Source organism: Paenibacillus sp. FSL H8-0332, assembly GCF_037963835.1.
Lineage (GTDB): Bacteria > Bacillota > Bacilli > Paenibacillales > Paenibacillaceae > Paenibacillus_AQ > Paenibacillus_AQ rhizoplanae.
On the sequence record NZ_CP150145.1, the window covers coordinates 1,265,358 to 1,281,913 of the forward strand.

Annotated in this window: 14 protein-coding genes; 11 read left to right on the top strand and 3 right to left on the bottom strand. The window is 48.7% G+C overall.

Annotated features, from left to right (window positions below; all coding sequences use genetic code 11):
• Positions 1 to 69: 69 nt before the first annotated feature.
• The 3 genes from NST43_RS05600 to NST43_RS05610 all read right to left on the bottom strand — a co-directional run bounded on the left by NST43_RS05600 (position 70) and on the right by NST43_RS05610 (position 4,710).
• Positions 70 to 3,183, bottom strand: a complete 3,114-nt coding sequence (locus tag NST43_RS05600) for an amidase family protein (protein WP_339223039.1) — start codon at positions 3,181 to 3,183, stop codon at positions 70 to 72.
• Between the two features lie 332 nt (positions 3,184 to 3,515).
• A complete protein-coding gene (locus tag NST43_RS05605) occupies positions 3,516 to 4,025 on the bottom strand; it encodes a hypothetical protein (protein WP_339223040.1) in 510 nt (169 codons plus the stop codon).
• A 376-nt stretch (positions 4,026 to 4,401) separates the two neighbouring features.
• On the bottom strand, positions 4,402 to 4,710 hold the full coding sequence (locus NST43_RS05610) for a hypothetical protein (RefSeq protein WP_339223041.1): 309 nt from the start codon (positions 4,708 to 4,710) through the stop codon (positions 4,402 to 4,404).
• Positions 4,711 to 6,080: 1,370 nt separating this feature from the next.
• On the opposite strand from NST43_RS05610, the gene sbnA reads away from it, so the two are divergent.
• From sbnA to NST43_RS05665, 11 genes are read left to right on the top strand one after another with little or no spacing between them, the layout of a single operon-like run.
• Positions 6,081 to 7,052 (top strand): 2,3-diaminopropionate biosynthesis protein SbnA, encoded by a 972-nt coding sequence (gene sbnA / locus NST43_RS05615; protein ID WP_339223042.1) that lies wholly within the window; start codon positions 6,081 to 6,083, stop codon positions 7,050 to 7,052.
• A gap of 7 nt (positions 7,053 to 7,059) precedes the next feature.
• Positions 7,060 to 8,184, top strand: a complete 1,125-nt coding sequence (locus tag NST43_RS05620) for a glycoside hydrolase family 88 protein (protein ID WP_339223044.1) — start codon at positions 7,060 to 7,062, stop codon at positions 8,182 to 8,184.
• Positions 8,184 to 8,456, top strand: a complete 273-nt coding sequence (locus NST43_RS05625; protein ID WP_173130892.1) for a hypothetical protein — start codon at positions 8,184 to 8,186, stop codon at positions 8,454 to 8,456. The genes NST43_RS05620 and NST43_RS05625 overlap by 1 nt, the downstream gene beginning before the upstream one ends.
• Positions 8,453 to 9,181, top strand: a complete 729-nt coding sequence (locus NST43_RS05630; protein ID WP_339223046.1) for a CoA ester lyase — start codon at positions 8,453 to 8,455, stop codon at positions 9,179 to 9,181. The genes NST43_RS05625 and NST43_RS05630 overlap by 4 nt, the downstream gene beginning before the upstream one ends.
• A gap of 9 nt (positions 9,182 to 9,190) precedes the next feature.
• Entirely contained in the window at positions 9,191 to 10,432 is a 1,242-nt protein-coding gene (locus tag NST43_RS05635) for a hypothetical protein (protein ID WP_339223047.1), read from the top strand.
• A complete protein-coding gene (locus tag NST43_RS05640) occupies positions 10,429 to 11,361 on the top strand; it encodes a triphosphoribosyl-dephospho-CoA synthase (protein ID WP_339223048.1) in 933 nt (310 codons plus the stop codon). The genes NST43_RS05635 and NST43_RS05640 overlap by 4 nt, the downstream gene beginning before the upstream one ends.
• Positions 11,342 to 11,875, top strand: a complete 534-nt coding sequence (gene citX / locus NST43_RS05645) for a citrate lyase holo-[acyl-carrier protein] synthase (protein ID WP_339223049.1) — start codon at positions 11,342 to 11,344, stop codon at positions 11,873 to 11,875. Before NST43_RS05640 ends, citX begins: the two co-directional genes overlap by 20 nt.
• A complete protein-coding gene (locus tag NST43_RS05650) occupies positions 11,872 to 13,110 on the top strand; it encodes an MFS transporter (protein WP_339223050.1) in 1,239 nt (412 codons plus the stop codon). The genes citX and NST43_RS05650 overlap by 4 nt, the downstream gene beginning before the upstream one ends.
• The gene (locus NST43_RS05655; RefSeq protein WP_339223052.1) at positions 13,098 to 14,330 is read left to right on the top strand and encodes a hypothetical protein; all 1,233 of its coding nucleotides are present in this window, start codon (positions 13,098 to 13,100) and stop codon (positions 14,328 to 14,330) included. The genes NST43_RS05650 and NST43_RS05655 overlap by 13 nt, the downstream gene beginning before the upstream one ends.
• Positions 14,302 to 15,543 (top strand): ATP-grasp domain-containing protein, encoded by a 1,242-nt coding sequence (locus NST43_RS05660; RefSeq protein ID WP_339223054.1) that lies wholly within the window; start codon positions 14,302 to 14,304, stop codon positions 15,541 to 15,543. The genes NST43_RS05655 and NST43_RS05660 overlap by 29 nt, the downstream gene beginning before the upstream one ends.
• Positions 15,544 to 15,554: 11 nt before the next feature.
• Complete coding sequence (locus tag NST43_RS05665) at positions 15,555 to 16,529, top strand: 2,3-diaminopropionate biosynthesis protein SbnB (protein ID WP_339223055.1); 975 nt, start codon at positions 15,555 to 15,557, stop codon at positions 16,527 to 16,529.
• Positions 16,530 to 16,556 lie beyond the last annotated feature (27 nt).

The following is a 16,556-nucleotide window of genomic DNA, read 5'->3' on the forward strand; positions in this document are numbered from 1 at the left end:
CGGATGTCTTGAAAACAGGAGAAAGACCATCCTTTTCGGGATGGCCTTGTCTTTTATGGATTGAACCTCTTAATTCGCAGTCTCCAGTAATCTGGAAACCACTGTTGCAAACTCTGCTCTGGTAATATCTTTTTCAGGCTTAAATGTGCTGTCTGCGTATCCTGTAATGATCTTATTGGAGGCGAGTGCATCAATGGAGTTATAATACCAGGCCTCTTTTTTAACATCTTTGAATGTTGTATTTCCTGTACCTGTAAGCTTGAAGGCTCTGGTGATTAGTGCCGCTAATTCACTGCGGCTAATCTTCTCATTGGGGCGGAAGGTGCCATCGCTATATCCGTTCATCAGGCCGGCACCGGCTGCTGCGCCGATATACTTGTTGGCCCAATGCGCACCAGATACATCGGTGAATTTACTTGCTTGTCCATCAAGTCCCATGTGCGTTGTAATGACCTTGATGGCTTCGGCACGGGTCAAGCCTGCATCCGGACGGAAGGTGCCATCGGCATAACCTGTCAGTAATCCTTTGGAAATCAGCAGGTCAATGCTTGCCTTTGCCCAATGATTCAGTGTATCTGTGAAACTTACCACTTCCGGCTTAGGTGTTGGTGTTGTTGTTTCTGCTGGTGCTGGTGTTGCTGTAGGAGCCGGTGTTGGTGTAGGCGTTGCTGTTGCCGGGGGAGTTACGGAACCTCCACCAGGACCTGGATTGCTTGGTCCATTATCTACCGGATCAGGATTAGTAGGGTTAGAAACGTACTGAAGTGCCGGCGCATAGGCTGTAAGTAGTCTGGCATGACTTTGTTGCTCAAGCGCATAGCCCATACCTAGAACTTTGGCATCGTCCCACGCTCTACCCACAAGCTGCATCGAGACCGAATATCCGCTGTCGTTCGTTCCTACAGGAACCACTACCGTAGGGAGACCCACGTTAGAAGTTAATACGCCTGTATTGCGGTCCGAACTTAATTGAGAGGCTGAGGCGTCATTGTTGTATACGTCACTGATAAATCCTGCATACACAACAGCATCCACGCCATTCTCGTCCATCCAGCCTTTAATGACTTCCTTATAATCAGTTCTGTACTTGATGTAATCTTGTACTGCCTGTTCCGTCATCCGCGTAGGCTTGGTATATCCTCTCTGATTATAGATAAGCACCTTGTCGGAAGCGAGTACACTTGCTCCATCAATGTAAGGGAAGTCCTTATGAAGCTCGATATAACGCGCCCAGCCTTCAGTAGATCCGTTAATACCTGACGGACGGGCAGGGGCTGCTGGCATTTTTGACATTTCCACCATTGATGCACCCGCTGCTTGAAGCTCTGAGAACTTATCCTTTACGACTTGTCCGGTATCATCATCCGCATAGCTAGAGATGAAGGATGCCGGGATATATCCAATCTTCTTTCCTTTCAATGCATTGGTATCCAGAGCTTCTTTCCAGTTCGCTGGACGTTTATGATCAGCATCAGCAGTTACTGTGAAAATATCCTGCGGATCAGTACCCGTTGTAGCATTTAGCATAATGGCCAGGTCCGTTACGGTTTTGGCAATGGGCCCTGCATAATCCTGTCCCCAAGTGAGTGGCAGCACCCCAGTCGTACTTGCCATGCCGTCTGTACCACGGAAGCTTTTTAAGCTGGCGCCTGTCGTAGGTGCATAGAGGGAGACGCCTGTCTGCGATCCCATCGCTGCTGCTGCAAAATCAGCTGCAACCGATACGGCCGATCCGCCGCTGGAGCCAAAAGAGGTTTTGGATGGATAGAGTGCATTCCATGTTTGCTGCCAGCCACTTTCACTAAAGCTTCCGCTATTTGCAAACTCAGAAGTATTTACTTTACCAATAATGATAGCGCCTGCTTCCCGCAGCTTATTCACCTGGAAGGCATCCGATTCAGGCCGCCAGCCGTCAAGTGCTTTACTGCCGCCTGTAGTCGGCATATCCTTGGTGTCATAGATATCTTTGATCGCAATCGGAATCCCCAGCAGATCGCCTGAGGCGCCTTGTGCACGGGCATCGTCCGCAGCTTTGGCTTGAGCCAGCGCGGTTTCGGATACATGCAGGAAGGCATGGAATCCGAGTTGCCCTTCATCGTACACCTTGATTCGGTCCAGGTATGCTTGCGTAATTTGTACCGAAGTAGCTTTACCGCTAATCATGTCCTGCTGCATGTCTGCAATGGACTTATTCGTAACATCATAAGGGGAGGAGGTTACGAATGATTTGGCTGCAGGAGCCTCAGGAATAACCAGGGTATCTCCAGTATCAAGCCCCTCGATAGCAGATATATCCCAGTTACTTATGGAACGGATCTGGGCGTTGGTTAAGCCGGTTACATCCAGCTGGCTATTCAGTCCATTTAGCACAGTCACCAGCTTCTTCAGCCCATCTTCACCGGCCTCACCAACTTGTACATAATGCACCAGGGATTTGGACTGACCCGGCTCCATATTCAGTGTATTAATGAACCCGTAGAAATTCGCCTCATTTCCCGACTTGGCTAAGGGGGTGGTGAATGGATTCTGCTGCTGATTGCCCAGGCTGGTTAATCCATTAGCAAATGGATGTGGAGACCCGACTGCAACGCCTAACGGCTTATTGTCTTTGGCGCTGCTGTCTACAACAATCCATGAATCATCCGTAGATACCTCCAGATCATTGGAGTAGGTTGCCTTGACTACGGAAGCATTCGCCCCGGTACCATAGCCTAAAGAGCCGCCGAAGGATACATCAACCTTGACAGCTACATCATTCTTATTCGTAAAAGTATCAAAGAATCTGGTTCGATTATTAATAGTATCCACATAGACATCACGGGTAACTGTTACATTGCCCAGATTAACAGATTGCGTCGAAGTGAATCTATTAACGCCATCGTATTTGAGGTCAAAGCCGCGCATCATTTGTCCATTCATCAGTGAAGCGGAAGGCGAGGATACCTTCACGAAGATATTACCGAAGCCTTGTACTTGTGTAGTACCAACTGTACGTAAACTTCCCGTGTCTAAGCTGGGAGCAAAAACATCGTGAATCTCCCATACGGTGCCGCTTTCGGAGGTCACCCTGGTTAAAGCATCAGCGGTTTGAAACGGAATGACTCCCGACGCAATGACAGATAAGGCGATAGAAGTAGCTATTACTTGCTTTTTGGTTCTACGCAGACGCTTTAGCTTACTCATGTAGGCAAATCTCCTTTTCTCTTATGTAAATTATTTAGTATGTTAGGAAATATAACATCGTTAATCTATTCAGTCAATAAATATTATAAATTTAATATATTTATGCAGTTTTGATACAGACTAAATACTATATTTATTAAAATGTGTAATTTTAATGGTGATTAATAGATATGTTAAATAACACTATATGTCATGTATTACTCGTATTGAGCAATTTTGTTGCACGAGCCCATTTCGCCACTTAAACTATACATTAAGAAGAGGACCAGGTTTCCTGGTCCTCTTCTTAAAGCTGGAGCTAATTTTGGCGGTATCAAATATCAAGATCCTGCTCACATGTTATATGATAATAAGTAAATTCTATTCTTATCAAGATTCATCATTCCAATTATTACATTGTCGAAGCTGGAGTTAAATACATCAGTCCCTGAAATTGAAGCGTTGGTTTGGTTATTTCTTATCACAAAGTATCCTTTGTCAGCATTGAGTGGTATTAGTTTAGAAGTTGTCTCATCTGTTATCGCCCTGATCTTTTTGAAGAATGAAGCCGCAAAATCTGAAGGAAGCGGGAGTTCGGACCAATGATTCTCCCGGCCCTTTTCTGCTATTATTTTCATGTTCTCAGAATCGACTTGATAGATATACACCCGATACCCATCTCCCATTGCCCCATATGATTTCTTACTCAGTATAATTTCGCTTTTTTTTGGCAGTTGTATTCCGAACGTATCGTTGAAAAATTCTATTTCTTTACTACTGTCAAAATAACCTTTATACAACACGGCCAATAAGATTATTAAAATAACGAATCTACCAATGATTATTCTTGTGTTTTTCATCATTTCATATCCTCTATTTTAATAGTGAGAGTAGGATTTGGGAATATACGGGCATAATTTAAATTCATATTATTTAAGAATGACTAGAAATTCATTACTACAGTGGATTGAGTAGTTCTAAGTCTTGCTAATTCGGCAGTTCCATTTGCCTGACTTTTATAGTATGGAGTGTATGAGCCCCCATTTGAAGATTGTTTGGCATAAGTTAGCAACTCAGAAGCCAATAGATAACCTTGTACATTAAAAAAAGCAATTATTGAACTTACCGCAGGAGATAGCACAGAGTCAGATACCCCAGCAGTTGAAAATCCATTTTTAAGTGAATTCTGTTGGGAAATATAATTTTCATATTCAGCGATATTTGTATCATAACCCGCAATTAAATCTGATAATTTACTTTTTCGGTTTCGTCAGTTTCATTCTCAAAATCCTTTTCAAGTCTTTCTTTGCCTTTAACAAGCTCATTTAAAACGGTTGTTCCTTGAGTTTCCATAAATATTTCAATCTCATTAATATTGTCTGTTAATTTTTGTTGAACTTGGGAATTGGTCAATTGATTATCTGAGATATGACTATTAAAAGTGGAAGTAGGGTAATTTTGCGCCCCTACTTGAGTAAGACCTGTTGTTCCAGCTAGAAATGTTGCAGTGCTCATCAATAATAAAAATTTTTTAATAGTATTCTTCATTCATCTGCCTTCAGTGAAATTTAATAAAACAGTCTTAAAACTATAAAGTTATTATTCCCTTACTATATATATTATTCCATTTAACTTACATATAATATCATAAATATGTATATAAAGTAATGGAAATCTAATTATGTATTAAATATTCTCGGCTCGTTAGTGGACGATGTGATCGATCTGATTAAAGAGGTGGATTTGAAGATTGAAAAAACAAGATCTATCATAATTTGGATATCTTTAATGATTGGAAGAAGGAAGTCGTGGGGGGCTTCCGGCTGGACACAGGCGGGGAAGAAAGGACGCAGCGTTAAGGAGAGAGATCTGTTAGTAGAAAGGTCTCTTCTTTTATTTTATGGGTGCACTATCAGTGGAGTGGATTCGGGGAAACGTAAAAATAAACCAATTCGAATCGGAAACGATCGCGATTGGTTTATTTTTTTACATCATATTGTTTCCATAACCTGATCAAGTTCATCATGAGTTCTATAAATCTAAGTAGTGAGGTCATGCATAAATTAGGAGATTGAACCGATAAGTTGTTAGAAGGATTAGAGAAGGAATAAGAGGAGTAACTCATGGTCATTAGTCTTTTTTTTGTTATTTGCAGTGCCGCTTGGGGGGCTTGGATATGGTATTTAATAATCAGGATATTATTATCTTTAGGAGGCGGTTTATTCGTAACACTTTATGATTCTGTATTCTTTTACATTACGATTCTGATAATATGGACTGCAACCGGACTTCTATTTGCGAATCATCTGAGGGAACAAAAACTGGATCTGTTGTTGTTTGTGTGTGGGATAACGTCACTTCTAGCTTTTTTTGTAGCAGCCATGTCTTTTCTGTTGTGATTTGATCTTCATTGGTATAATTGGGCTGATTAAGTTAACGAGAGCTATCGCCCGAACACGAAGCAGGTTGGTCTTTTTCTCGAATTTCTCAAAAGCTTCAAACGTTAAAAACGCAGCGATTCTTCCATTATTGGAGAATCGCTGTTTTTTGTTTTTGGTCGATTGCTTGATTCAATAGATTATAGATGTTGAAAAGTGTTTTCGTATCCCGCTTAAACAGCGGAAAGGACGGAACGATTGTGTAAAAGCGTCAGCGGTCGCCTTTGTCCCCGGATTTTCACCGCTAAGGAGAATCAATAAAATCTGGGGACAACAGCGATTGGAACAACGGTCCGTTCGTGGAGCGTCCACCCAAGTGCCTCCGTCGATCTTACTCTCAACATATATAAAATTTTAATCAAAACGATAAAAAAGTTTGATATATTTACATTTATTAGGATAAAGAGGTATGATTCGATATGTAATTATTTTACTTTAATTAGAAAAATATATGAGAATATGCCTTAGGAGGTGAGAGATTTGATCTACGACAATGTGCTGCAATTGATTGGGAACACACCGATTGTTAAATTGAATTACCTTCCGGAGCCTCTTGGGGCGCAGGTATTCATCAAGCTGGAGGGACTTAATCCCGGAGGCAGCATGAAGGACCGCACGGCGCTGTACATTATCAGCCAAGCGGAGGAAGCGGGTCTGCTGCAACCCGGCGGCACGATTGTTGAATCTTCCTCCGGGAATCTGGCGATCGGGCTTGCGCTTGTGGCCCGGCAAAAAGGGTACAAGCTGATTTGTGTAGTCGATCCCAAAATAAGCCCGGTCAATCTCAGCATTATCCAGGCTTATGGCGCAGAGACCGTGATGGTGGAGCAGGCTGACGAGTATGGAAACTTTCTGAGAGCGCGCATAGACAAGGTGCAGGCTCTCGTTAAGCAGCTCGGGGCATTCTGGCCGAATCAGTATAATAATCCCAGCAATCCGGAAGCGCACATCCAAACCACCTCACGGGAGATCTATGAAGCCTTCGGCAAGGAGCTTCACTGGGCGGTGATTCCCGCAGGGACCTGTGGCTTAATCACCGGTTGCAGCTTGGGGCTGAAGGAACATATTCCGCAGATCAAAATAATGGCTGTGGATGCAGTCGGCTCCGTTACCTTTGGAATGCCGCCGGGTGTCCGGTATCAGATCGGCATTGGTTCGGCCATTGTCCCGGGCAATATGCGGAGACATTTGTACGATGAGGTTACCCATGTGTCGGATGCTGAGGCCTTCGCTACTACCCGCAGACTGGTGAAGGAGGAAGGGCTGCTGGTTGGAGGTTCTGCAGGTGCGGCGGTGTTCGCTGCGCTTAAGCTTGCAGAGCGCCTGCCCGCTACCGAGAAAGTGCTGGCGATTCTGCCTGACCGGGGAGACCGCTATTACAATACTATTTTCTCGGATGAATGGCTGGAGAAGAACGCGATTGAACTGGATAAACACGCTGTCAAAATTTGAGCCGGGGGTGGACCCAATTTCTGTTTCGTTACGCCGCAATGTCGTTGACCGTGCAGTAAGACAGGCCCGACAGCAGCTTACCAGGCTGGCCTCATTGCCGCCCTCAGAGGAGATCAGACTTCCTTATGTCACGCATCACGGAAAATATATTCTCGGGGATAAGTGGTCGTCCGGATTTTTTATCGGCTTGCTCTACCGGCTCTACCAGCTGACCGGCGATCCAATCTATCTGGAGGAGGCGGACCACTGGATCGGCCTGATCGAACCCTACAAGAATCAAGGCGATTATCAGGATATTGGATTTCTGTTCTATTATTCTTATGCGCTGGGGTATGAGCTGACCGGTAAGGATGCCTATAAGGCCACCGCGCTTGAAGCTGCCGATCATCTCTTTGATTCTCAGCTTCCGGGCGGGTATCTGGAATGTAATTGGCTGCCCGAAGGGAAGCATTATGCCGGCATTGACAGTATGATGAATATCCGTTTGTGGTTATGGGCCAGCCGGGTAACCGGTGAGACACGCTACCATACCGCTGCCATGGAATCCGCACGTATTACCAGTGAAGCGATGATGAGGGAAGACGGCTTTACTTACGAATACATGCGAATGAACCCTTTTACGGGAGCCGCAGAGCAGCCCTATAACAAGAATGCAAGATTCGGCACCGAATCGGTCTGGGCCAGAGGTCATACATGGGCATTGTATGGAGCTGTACAGCTATATGTATTGAACCGTGAAGAGGAGTGGAGACACAAGGTCCAGCAGCTCTCCGCCTTCTACTTATCCCATGTCTGCACAGATGGTGTTCCGGCATGGGATCTGATGTTGTCCGGCGAAGATACAGCCTTGAAGGATGCTTCGGCCGCTGCCATTGCCTGCTCTGCATTTTTTCAATTCGCCGCAGCCTTAAGCGATCAAGATCCCTTGCGCCAGCCCTTCCTGCAACACGCAGAGCGAATACTGGATACTTTGACTTCTGCGGAATATGCTCCTTCGGGTCCTGACCACGAGGGAGTGCTGGTGCACGCCAGTTCACCCCTGCATATCGTTCAAACCGCAGGAGAATCCCAGATCTGGGGCGATTATTTTCTTCTGGAGGCTCTATATTACGCATTGGAGGTCGGTTCTTAGTGAATGTTAGTGTCGGATCAATAGAATCTAGCGATATTAAAATAGTTATCGAAGAGGGGCATCCTGCGATTCAATTCATCAATATGGTGCCGGAGCTCCCGGACCAGCAGGTCTATGATTATGTCGTCCCTCTATTGGAGCAATATGGACTGGCGGGCAGGTCCCCTCAGATCTGGTTCAATGGAGCCAATGAGTGGGTGGTCCGCAGCCGCTGCGAAGCATTAGCCTACTCTCTGAATCCTGTGAATCAGCGGGAAGGGGTAACGGGATGAGTCTAGCTGCCGAACAACTCGTCTATTTCTATGTTCCGGGATACAAACCGAATTACATAGAGTATGCTATGACCTTCTATCCTATGAATATTATTCTCTGCCTGGAAGACGGCACGCCGGAAGACAAGAAGCTGGAAGCCAGATACGTGGTTAAGAATGCGCTTCAGGAGTTCACAGACTCGGAGCATACTCTCATTGTCCGCATTAACAGTGTTCATACCCCGCACTGGGAGCGGGATCTGGAAGAGGTTGTGCCGCAGCGCCCCGACCGCATCCGCTTGCCAATGGTCAAGACGGCGGATGATCTGCGTCAGATTGAACGCAAGGTGCAGGAGATGTTGCGGGACCTGGGTCTGGACTATACTCCCAGCTATGAAGTCATGATCGAATGCTGTGAAGCTATTGCCAATATCGGCGACATTCACCAGGCCAGCGACAATATCTATGCCTTTACCTTTGGAGGAACAGATTATTTCAATGACTGTGTAGCTAAGGGGCTTGTGGACCCGGCCCGGGAGGTGCTTAGCGCCAAGCAGAAGCTGGGAGCTTACTGCCGGAGTATGGAGCTGCAGTGTTTTGACACCACTTATATGGCCTTCCGTGATCTGGAGGGGTTCCGCGAGGATTGTCTGCTGTCCAGGGAATATGGCTTCACCGGACGTTCAGTCATCCATCCTGACCAGGTTGCCGTTGTCCAAGAGATTTACGGAACTTCATTAGCGTAGGAGGCTGTTATGTTCACAACATACCGATTGGAATTACCTGAGCCTGTGACTCTGAATAAGCTTCAAATCCCTGTTTTCACCCATATGTTCCTGCAAAATGTATCTGCCCATAAGGTGCAGGTCGATCCGATTCAAGGGAAGCGCATCAGCGTCACTTATTTATCCGCCTATCCCAGGGAGCAAATCGAACAGGAAGTCGCTGGTTTTCTGGAACGGTTCGCCCCGAAGCACCTGGAGGATTCCTTATCATCCGATGAAGTACAGGAGCCTGCACTGAATGTGGTCGAACTGCCTGAGCCTCCATTAGAGCATCTGTGTTCCTGCTGCAAGCCGGGCAACGATCTGAACATCTCGGACGGCCTGCTGGAGCAGGGATGGCTCACTCTGCTGAAGAATCAGGAGCTGGCCTACCATCGCCCGATCATCCGTCTGCTGGAGTATTTTGACCAGAGTTATGTGGATTATGTCGGCCGGAGGATCGGGGATTGTCAGGAACGGCAGTATTCAGTTTTGTTGCCTGCTGCGTTCGCCGAGAAGATGAATTACTTCCATAGCGCACCGATGCATTTGCTGCTGGCCACTCATTTAAGCCATGATCATGAGACAATGAAATCCTTCGCTACAGATGTATCCGTGAATAACGGGAAGCTGCCGCAGGACTGCGGTCCTTATCTGGAGACGCCTCCCTATATCCTGCAATCTGCCCCCTGCTATAAAGTCTATATGGAAATGGAGGATCAGATGTTTGAGGACAATACCGCTTTTGTGCTCAAAGGCCAGTCCTTCCGCAATGAAGGCAAACGTGTATATCTGCTTGAACGGTTATTGAATTTCACCATGCGGGAATTCGTATTTCTGGGTACTCCCGAATACGTCACCCGGATGCGTGACTTGACATTAGGGTGGACCATCGAGTGGATGGAAGCCGTAGGGATGAAAGGCGAGTGCGCCTTAGCCAATGATCCATTCTTCCTGCCGGGTAAGGTGAAGCAGAATTTCAAAGTGCCCAAACATGTGAAATACGAGGTTCGTGCGGATATTCCGTATAAAAACGACACGATTTCTATTGCTTCCTATGATACGCATGGCGATTTTTTTGCGAAAACCTTTAACTTTAGACTGAGGGACAATACGGAAACGTGGTCGGGTTGCATCGGGCTAGGACTGGAGCGGGTAGTCTGGAGCTTCCTCCAGCAGTATGGCCTGGATCATGACAACTGGCCTGAGGCGATCCCGGAGAGCGCACAATGACAGCTTCGCAACAGGATACATCCTATTCGCTTGCTGAGGCGATGACCTACAGTGTTCTGGCGGAGGCGGTGAGCTGGCCTTCTCCCGGACTGGTCTCCGCCGTCAGCACGGGTTCTCACGGGGATATGGATATCTACACTTTTCTGCGAAGCGCACTCCGCATTCAGCCGTATTACCAGGCCGCAGCCCGCTTGGGCATAGAAGAATCTGCGGACAGAACCGGCAGGGAAGATCTGTTCAGAATGCTCCAGAAGCTCGGGCGGCGTGCCGAGGCTGGCATGCTGAGGGCTACCGGGGGAGTGAATACCCATAAGGGAACGATCTTCCTGGGGCTGATTCTATGTGCGGCTGCGGGAATAACCAGCCAAGGGCCATCCGGCGGCGCAGAACCACAGGACATCTGCCGGCTGGCCGGAGGGATCGCCGGGAGTCCGCTTCGTAAGCAGCTAACGGACATCCTGAAGGAGACACAGATTACAAGTACAGGCGGACGCGCGTACAGGGAATGGCGGATCAGAGGCATTCGCGGAGAAGTGATCGACGGATTTCCTTCCATTCTCCAGCAGGGTCTGCCTTCCTTCCGTTCTGCGCTTGATCAGGGGGCGAACATGCGAACGGCGGTTATTCATTGCTTGTTCTCCCTGATGTCTGTGGTTCAAGATACAACGCTTCTGAACCGTGACTTTGACAGGACGCGGATCAGTTATACGCAAGCGTGTGCGCTGGAGGCTCTGGACCGGGGGAGCCTGTTCACCTCTGAGGGCAGGGCCTATATCCGCAAGCTGGAGAAGGATTTCCAGCTTCGTTCCTTGTCGCCCGGGGGATCGGCCGATCTTCTGGCCATGACGGTTGCCCTGCACTTGTGGGACGAGCATCAAGGGGGGGAAGTATGTGGAGAACCACTCCGTTATGTCTGCCATTCTTCGTGACCGTGAGCGCCTCCCTGAGCTTAGAGAGGCGAGGGTTCCGGCGGCAGGCTCGCTGATCCAGATCATGATGAATATTCCCGGACCATCCAAGAGGCTGGATTGCACTTATGAATTGTTCGAGCTCTGTATCGGGGCTATGCAGAAAGCGCTGGCTTCATCAGCTTGTGAGGTGATGTCCGTGGAGCGGATCGACTTGAGTGTTGGTCCGGTAGCCTATATGCAGGTGTCATGGGAGGCTACAGCGTTGAAACGGTTCTGTTTGTCATTCGAACAGGGACATCCGCTGAGCGCCTATTGGGATATTGATATTTACAGTTCTTCGGGAAGAGCAGTGGGCAGGAGGGAGATCGGGGCCCCGCCGCGCCCCTGTTATCTGTGCAGCCAATCTGCCAAAGTGTGCGGATCACAGCGGCGCCATTCGCCGGAGGAATTAATAGGCCGCATGACCGCTGATCTGACAGCCTACAGACAGGCGCAGATGGGTGTGCCGATTGCAAGGAAGGCAGTCACATGAATCTTTTCCGAAAGTTAAAGGTGCCCCGGCCGATATTCTCCATTTGTCTGAACACGCTGGTTACCCATCTTGGCTTCTACGCCATGACGGCGATATTAACGGTCTATCTGTCTCAGGTCAAAGGACTGCCGCTGTCGGTTACCGCTGTAGTTACCATGATCTTCACGGTGTCTTACCGCAGTGCGAGATTCCTTACCGGACCCCTGCTGGACAACATGGACCCGTTCAAATGCATGTGGTTCGGCTGCCTGCTAACAGGGGTCTCCATCGCTATGGTAGATTTCTGGCAGTCTCCGGTGTTGATTACTATACAGCTTATCATTGCAGGGATCGGCTACTCTGTCCGAGGCTTATCCTCCAAGGCTTCTTTATCCTTCGTGGGGAGTAAGGATGGCAATGCCCTGTTTTATTTTGCGAATTCCAATATGTATACGAACGGTGCAGCCATTGCCGGGCCCTTAATCGGCTCCTTTCTGCTGACAAGCTCCTTGAAGAGCTTCACGTTGTCCTTCGTTGGAGGGTTTTATATTGCGGGTGCCATCCTGCTCAGTATCTTCCCGCCCGGGTGCAGCCTGCAGGACCGGGAACGGAAGCCGGTAAGCTTCTGGAAAGGATATCAGACCGTTCTGCTCGATAAAAGCTTCCGTAAGGTGCTGCTGTTCAATATGATCGGCTGCTTTTTCTTCACCCAATTGTTCAATTCCTTTCCTTATTTAATCGGCACTTATTATAACGCTCCGGAAAGGCTGGGAAGTCTGCTGATGCTGAACGGAATCCTTGTGGTGCTCCTGCAGATTCCTGTCGGGCGCTGGATGAATACCGCGTTGTCAGGCCAGCGTGAGGGATACCGGCTGATGCTGGCGTTTCTGCTGTTCAGTGTTTCTTTTTCTATGAATGCGTTCATCGGCTCAATCTGGGGTTATTACGTATTCGTCGCGCTGTTCAGCCTTGCAGAAATGTTATTCATACCCACGATAGATGCGTATGTCTCTAACGCTGCCCATCCGGATCTGCGTATCACGTATTTCAGTATCATCGGATTGTCCACAGCCCTTGGCGAAGGAATCGGTGTATATACCGGGCTACAATTCATACATATGTGGAGCATCTACGGAGAGCTGTCTTACTTCTGGTTATCATTAGCTGTTCTGTCGGGGCTGTCCCTTGTACTGTATGTAATGTTAAACCGGTCACCTGTTCATAACAAGGAGGAGGGGAAACTATGGCGGTATTAATTCTGAATCAAAGGAGGCGAGCCTTCGCTCCTTATCTGAGCTGGCTGGAGGATCTGGATGAAGAGGTATACCTGTATACTTCTCCGGCATATGGTGAGACAACGGAACCCTATGCCCTTGTACAGGTATTTGACAACTGGGTGACCAATGACCGGGTAGAGATTGATGCGCTACGTTTGTATGAAGATCATCCTTACCGTCTGATTATAGCCCTCGATGAGAGCGATCTGATTCGTGCAGCCCGGCTGCGTGATCGGCTACACCTGCCTGGACAACGGCTGGACAGCGCAACTGCTTACAGGGATAAGGCGGTGATGAAAAGTCTGGTAAGGCAGTCTGTGTTATGTCCGGCGTTTCGCAGACTGGATTCGCCGCTTCACTTGTATGATTTTGTACTGGAACATGGATTGCCGGTTGTGGTCAAACCGGTTGACGGCATGGGCTCCATGAATACGGAGATTATATGGACCCCGGAGCAATTGAACGAGGTGTGGGAACGCGGGCTTGGCAGCGGATTAATGGTTGAAGCATATGTGGAGGGAGAGATGTATGAGATTGACGGCCTTATGATGGGCCAGGAGATCCGGTTTGCTTCTGCGGGCAAGTATTCCTGCAAGCCGCTGGAGATTCTCCAGCAGGATTGCTTCGTAGAATTGCTCAGCCCCGGCTGCGCGGTGTATGAGCGGCTGGTTCATGAAGTTCAGCAGGTCATTGAAGCCTTGCCCTCACCGGGAGTCTCAACCTTTCATTGTGAAATGTTCCATACCCCGGAGGATGAATGGGTATTCTGTGAAATTGCCAGCCGGACCGCAGGCGGGCGGATCAGCGAATCCGTCAGTGCCATGTATGGTGTTAATCTGAACCGGGAGTGGGTCCGGGCGCAATGCGGTCTGCAGCTGAAGCTGCCCGCGTCCAGTCCGCCGCAGGTAGCGGGGGTCTATCTAATGCCGAAACGTCCAGGGACAGTAAAAACCATTCCGCAGACGCTGCCCTTTGAATGGGTAAAGGAATATGTGCCCCGGGTCAGAGAAGGCGAACAACTGGACGCTGCCCATTCCAGTGTGGATGCAGTGATGACCGTAATCATCGTCGGCGGGGATTCGGTCTCACTGCAAGCCAGGCTGTCACAGCTCCTGCAATATTTGGAGAGAGAAGTACAAATTCTGCCTGCACTGAAGGAGGTTGCATGGAGTGAAGCATCTGTTATTGGTAGAAAGTAATGAATCTATTACAGGCATTCAGGCTTGCCGAGAGCTGGGGTATACCGTTACTTTGATTACCCAGGATATCCAGCATTATCTGAAGGGCCAGCCGCTGGCGTCTCATCCGCTACATATGGTTGATTACATACATGAAGTGGATACCTTCAATGAAGAGGCTGTGGTCGATTTTGTAAAAGAGTACCACAAAGTACATCCGCTAACGGGAGTCATGTCTTTTGCGGAATTCTACGTGGTTCAGGCAACGGCTGCTGCGCATGCTATTGGTGTGCCGACCATGCATCCGCTGGCCGCCAAGAATGCCCGGAATAAATATAAATCCAGAGAACTATGCCTCCAGAACGGTGTTCCGGTTCCGGTCTCTTTGTTGGCAGCCAGCGTTGAGGAAGCTTGTCAGCATGCACAGGCCATGGGCTATCCCTGCATCATTAAACCCTGTGACGGGGCAATGAGCATTGGCGTGGTATTGGTTAACAATGAGAGAGAGCTGCGGCTCTCGTACGACAGCTATGTGAACAACCGGAATTATGGTCGGAATCTCTATGGAAGTGCCGATGTGCTCATTGAGGAGTTCGCAGCAGGGCCTCTGGTTAGTGTGGAGATGGTTACGTATCAAGGGAAGGATGTTCTGATCGGGATTACGGACCGCCGTCTGGTCGGGTTTCCTTATTTTGTGGAGACAGGGGCGAGCTTCCCGGTTCAATTGAGCAATGAGACGGAGATTGTTGAGGCTGTGAGCCAAGGATTACGTGCGCTTGGGGTTGATTTTGGCCCGACCCACACGGAGGTGGCCCTTACCCCTGAAGGTCCCAAGATCATTGAGTTCAATCCCCGTATGGTCGGAGGTCCTGTTCCGGAGATGATTAAATACGCAACCGGCATCCATCTGCCCGCTGAAGTGCTTCGTATGCATATGGGGGAAGAGCCGAATCTGACGGCAACGGTCTCCCGCGGAGCCGCTTCCCGGGAATTCTGTTCGCCGGTGGACGGGACGTTACTGGAAGTTACCGGCCTTAAGGAGTTAGAGGGGCGGCCGGATATCCTGAAGTCGCATTTCATTGCTGCCGGGCGCGAGGTATCCTATCCACGGTCTAATTTTGACTGGATTGGCAGAGTTACCGTTGGAGGGGACGATGCAGAGCAGGCTGAGCAGAAATGCAGTGAAATCCAGAATGGGATTGGTCTGCATATTGTTGCCAGACCTTTAAGCTGAGGAGGCCAACGATGTTATTCTTAAATACTGCAAATTTACAGAGCATTCAGCTTCCCTGGAGCAGAAGTGTCGATATGATACGAAGAACGGTTCAAGTGATGGCAGCGCACGAATTCTCCCAGCCTATTAAACCCTATCTGCTCTTTGATAAAGATCCAAGCAGCCGGATTATTGCCATGCCTGCTTATGTGGGCGGAGAGATCGGGATGGCAGGCATCAAGTGGATCGCCAGTTTTCCCGGTAACCATGCCAGGCAGCTTCCCCGTGCCCACTCGGTTACGATCCTGAATGATTCCGGCAGCGGGAAGCCTGTGGCTATAATCAACAGCCCGCTTATCTCCGGGATTCGCACAGCATCGGTCAGCGGGCTGATGATTCAGGAATACGAGAAGGTACACCCTTTTGCCGGTAAAATTATTGCCGGTATCGTCGGGTTCGGGCCGATCGGTCAACTCCATCTGTCGATGCTGAATCAGCTGCTCGGGGACCGGCTGGAGGAGGTTCGGATCTTTGATCCGAATCAAGATACACTGCAACCCATCCCGGAAGAGCTTGGTACAAGGGTGCGGCCTGTGGATTCCTGGGAGGATGCCTACGAAGGGGCTGATCTGTTCATCACCTGTACAATTTCTAGCTCCGGTTATATTGACCGCAAGCCCAAAGCACAGAGTCTGCTGCTGAACGTGTCTCTGCGCGATTTCACCCCGGCTATCTTAAGCTACACCTCTGCCATTATTGTTGATGACTGGGATGAAGTGTGCCGTGCGAATACGGATATTGAACATATGCATAATCAAAGAGGGCTGCGGAAGGAAGACACGGCGTCCATCGTCGAGGTGGTCTGCGGCAACGCGCTGGCGAAATTCCCGAAGGAGGAAGCGGTCATGTTCAATCCGATGGGAATGGCCGCCTTTGATATTGCTATCGGCGCCCTTTATTATCAGGAAGCGCTGAATCGCGGGTGTGGTAAGGAGTTAGAGGAGTAGGGGGCAAAATCAGCATATAAAATAGCC

Excerpts from the sequence above, each read along its gene's own strand:
- NST43_RS05600 (WP_339223039.1), bottom strand. The coding sequence starts at position 3,183 with ATGAGTAAGCTAAAGCGTCTGCGTAGAACCAAAAAGCAAGTAATAGCT.
- NST43_RS05605 (WP_339223040.1), bottom strand. The coding sequence starts at position 4,025 with ATGATGAAAAACACAAGAATAATCATTGGTAGATTCGTTATTTTAATA.
- NST43_RS05610 (WP_339223041.1), bottom strand. The coding sequence starts at position 4,710 with ATGAAGAATACTATTAAAAAATTTTTATTATTGATGAGCACTGCAACA.
- NST43_RS05630 (WP_339223046.1), top strand. The coding sequence starts at position 8,453 with ATGAGTCTAGCTGCCGAACAACTCGTCTATTTCTATGTTCCGGGATAC.
- NST43_RS05635 (WP_339223047.1), top strand. The coding sequence starts at position 9,191 with ATGTTCACAACATACCGATTGGAATTACCTGAGCCTGTGACTCTGAAT.
- NST43_RS05640 (WP_339223048.1), top strand. The coding sequence starts at position 10,429 with ATGACAGCTTCGCAACAGGATACATCCTATTCGCTTGCTGAGGCGATG.
- citX (WP_339223049.1), top strand. The coding sequence starts at position 11,342 with ATGTCTGCCATTCTTCGTGACCGTGAGCGCCTCCCTGAGCTTAGAGAG.
- NST43_RS05650 (WP_339223050.1), top strand. The coding sequence starts at position 11,872 with ATGAATCTTTTCCGAAAGTTAAAGGTGCCCCGGCCGATATTCTCCATT.
- NST43_RS05655 (WP_339223052.1), top strand. The coding sequence starts at position 13,098 with ATGGCGGTATTAATTCTGAATCAAAGGAGGCGAGCCTTCGCTCCTTAT.
- NST43_RS05665 (WP_339223055.1), top strand. The coding sequence starts at position 15,555 with ATGTTATTCTTAAATACTGCAAATTTACAGAGCATTCAGCTTCCCTGG.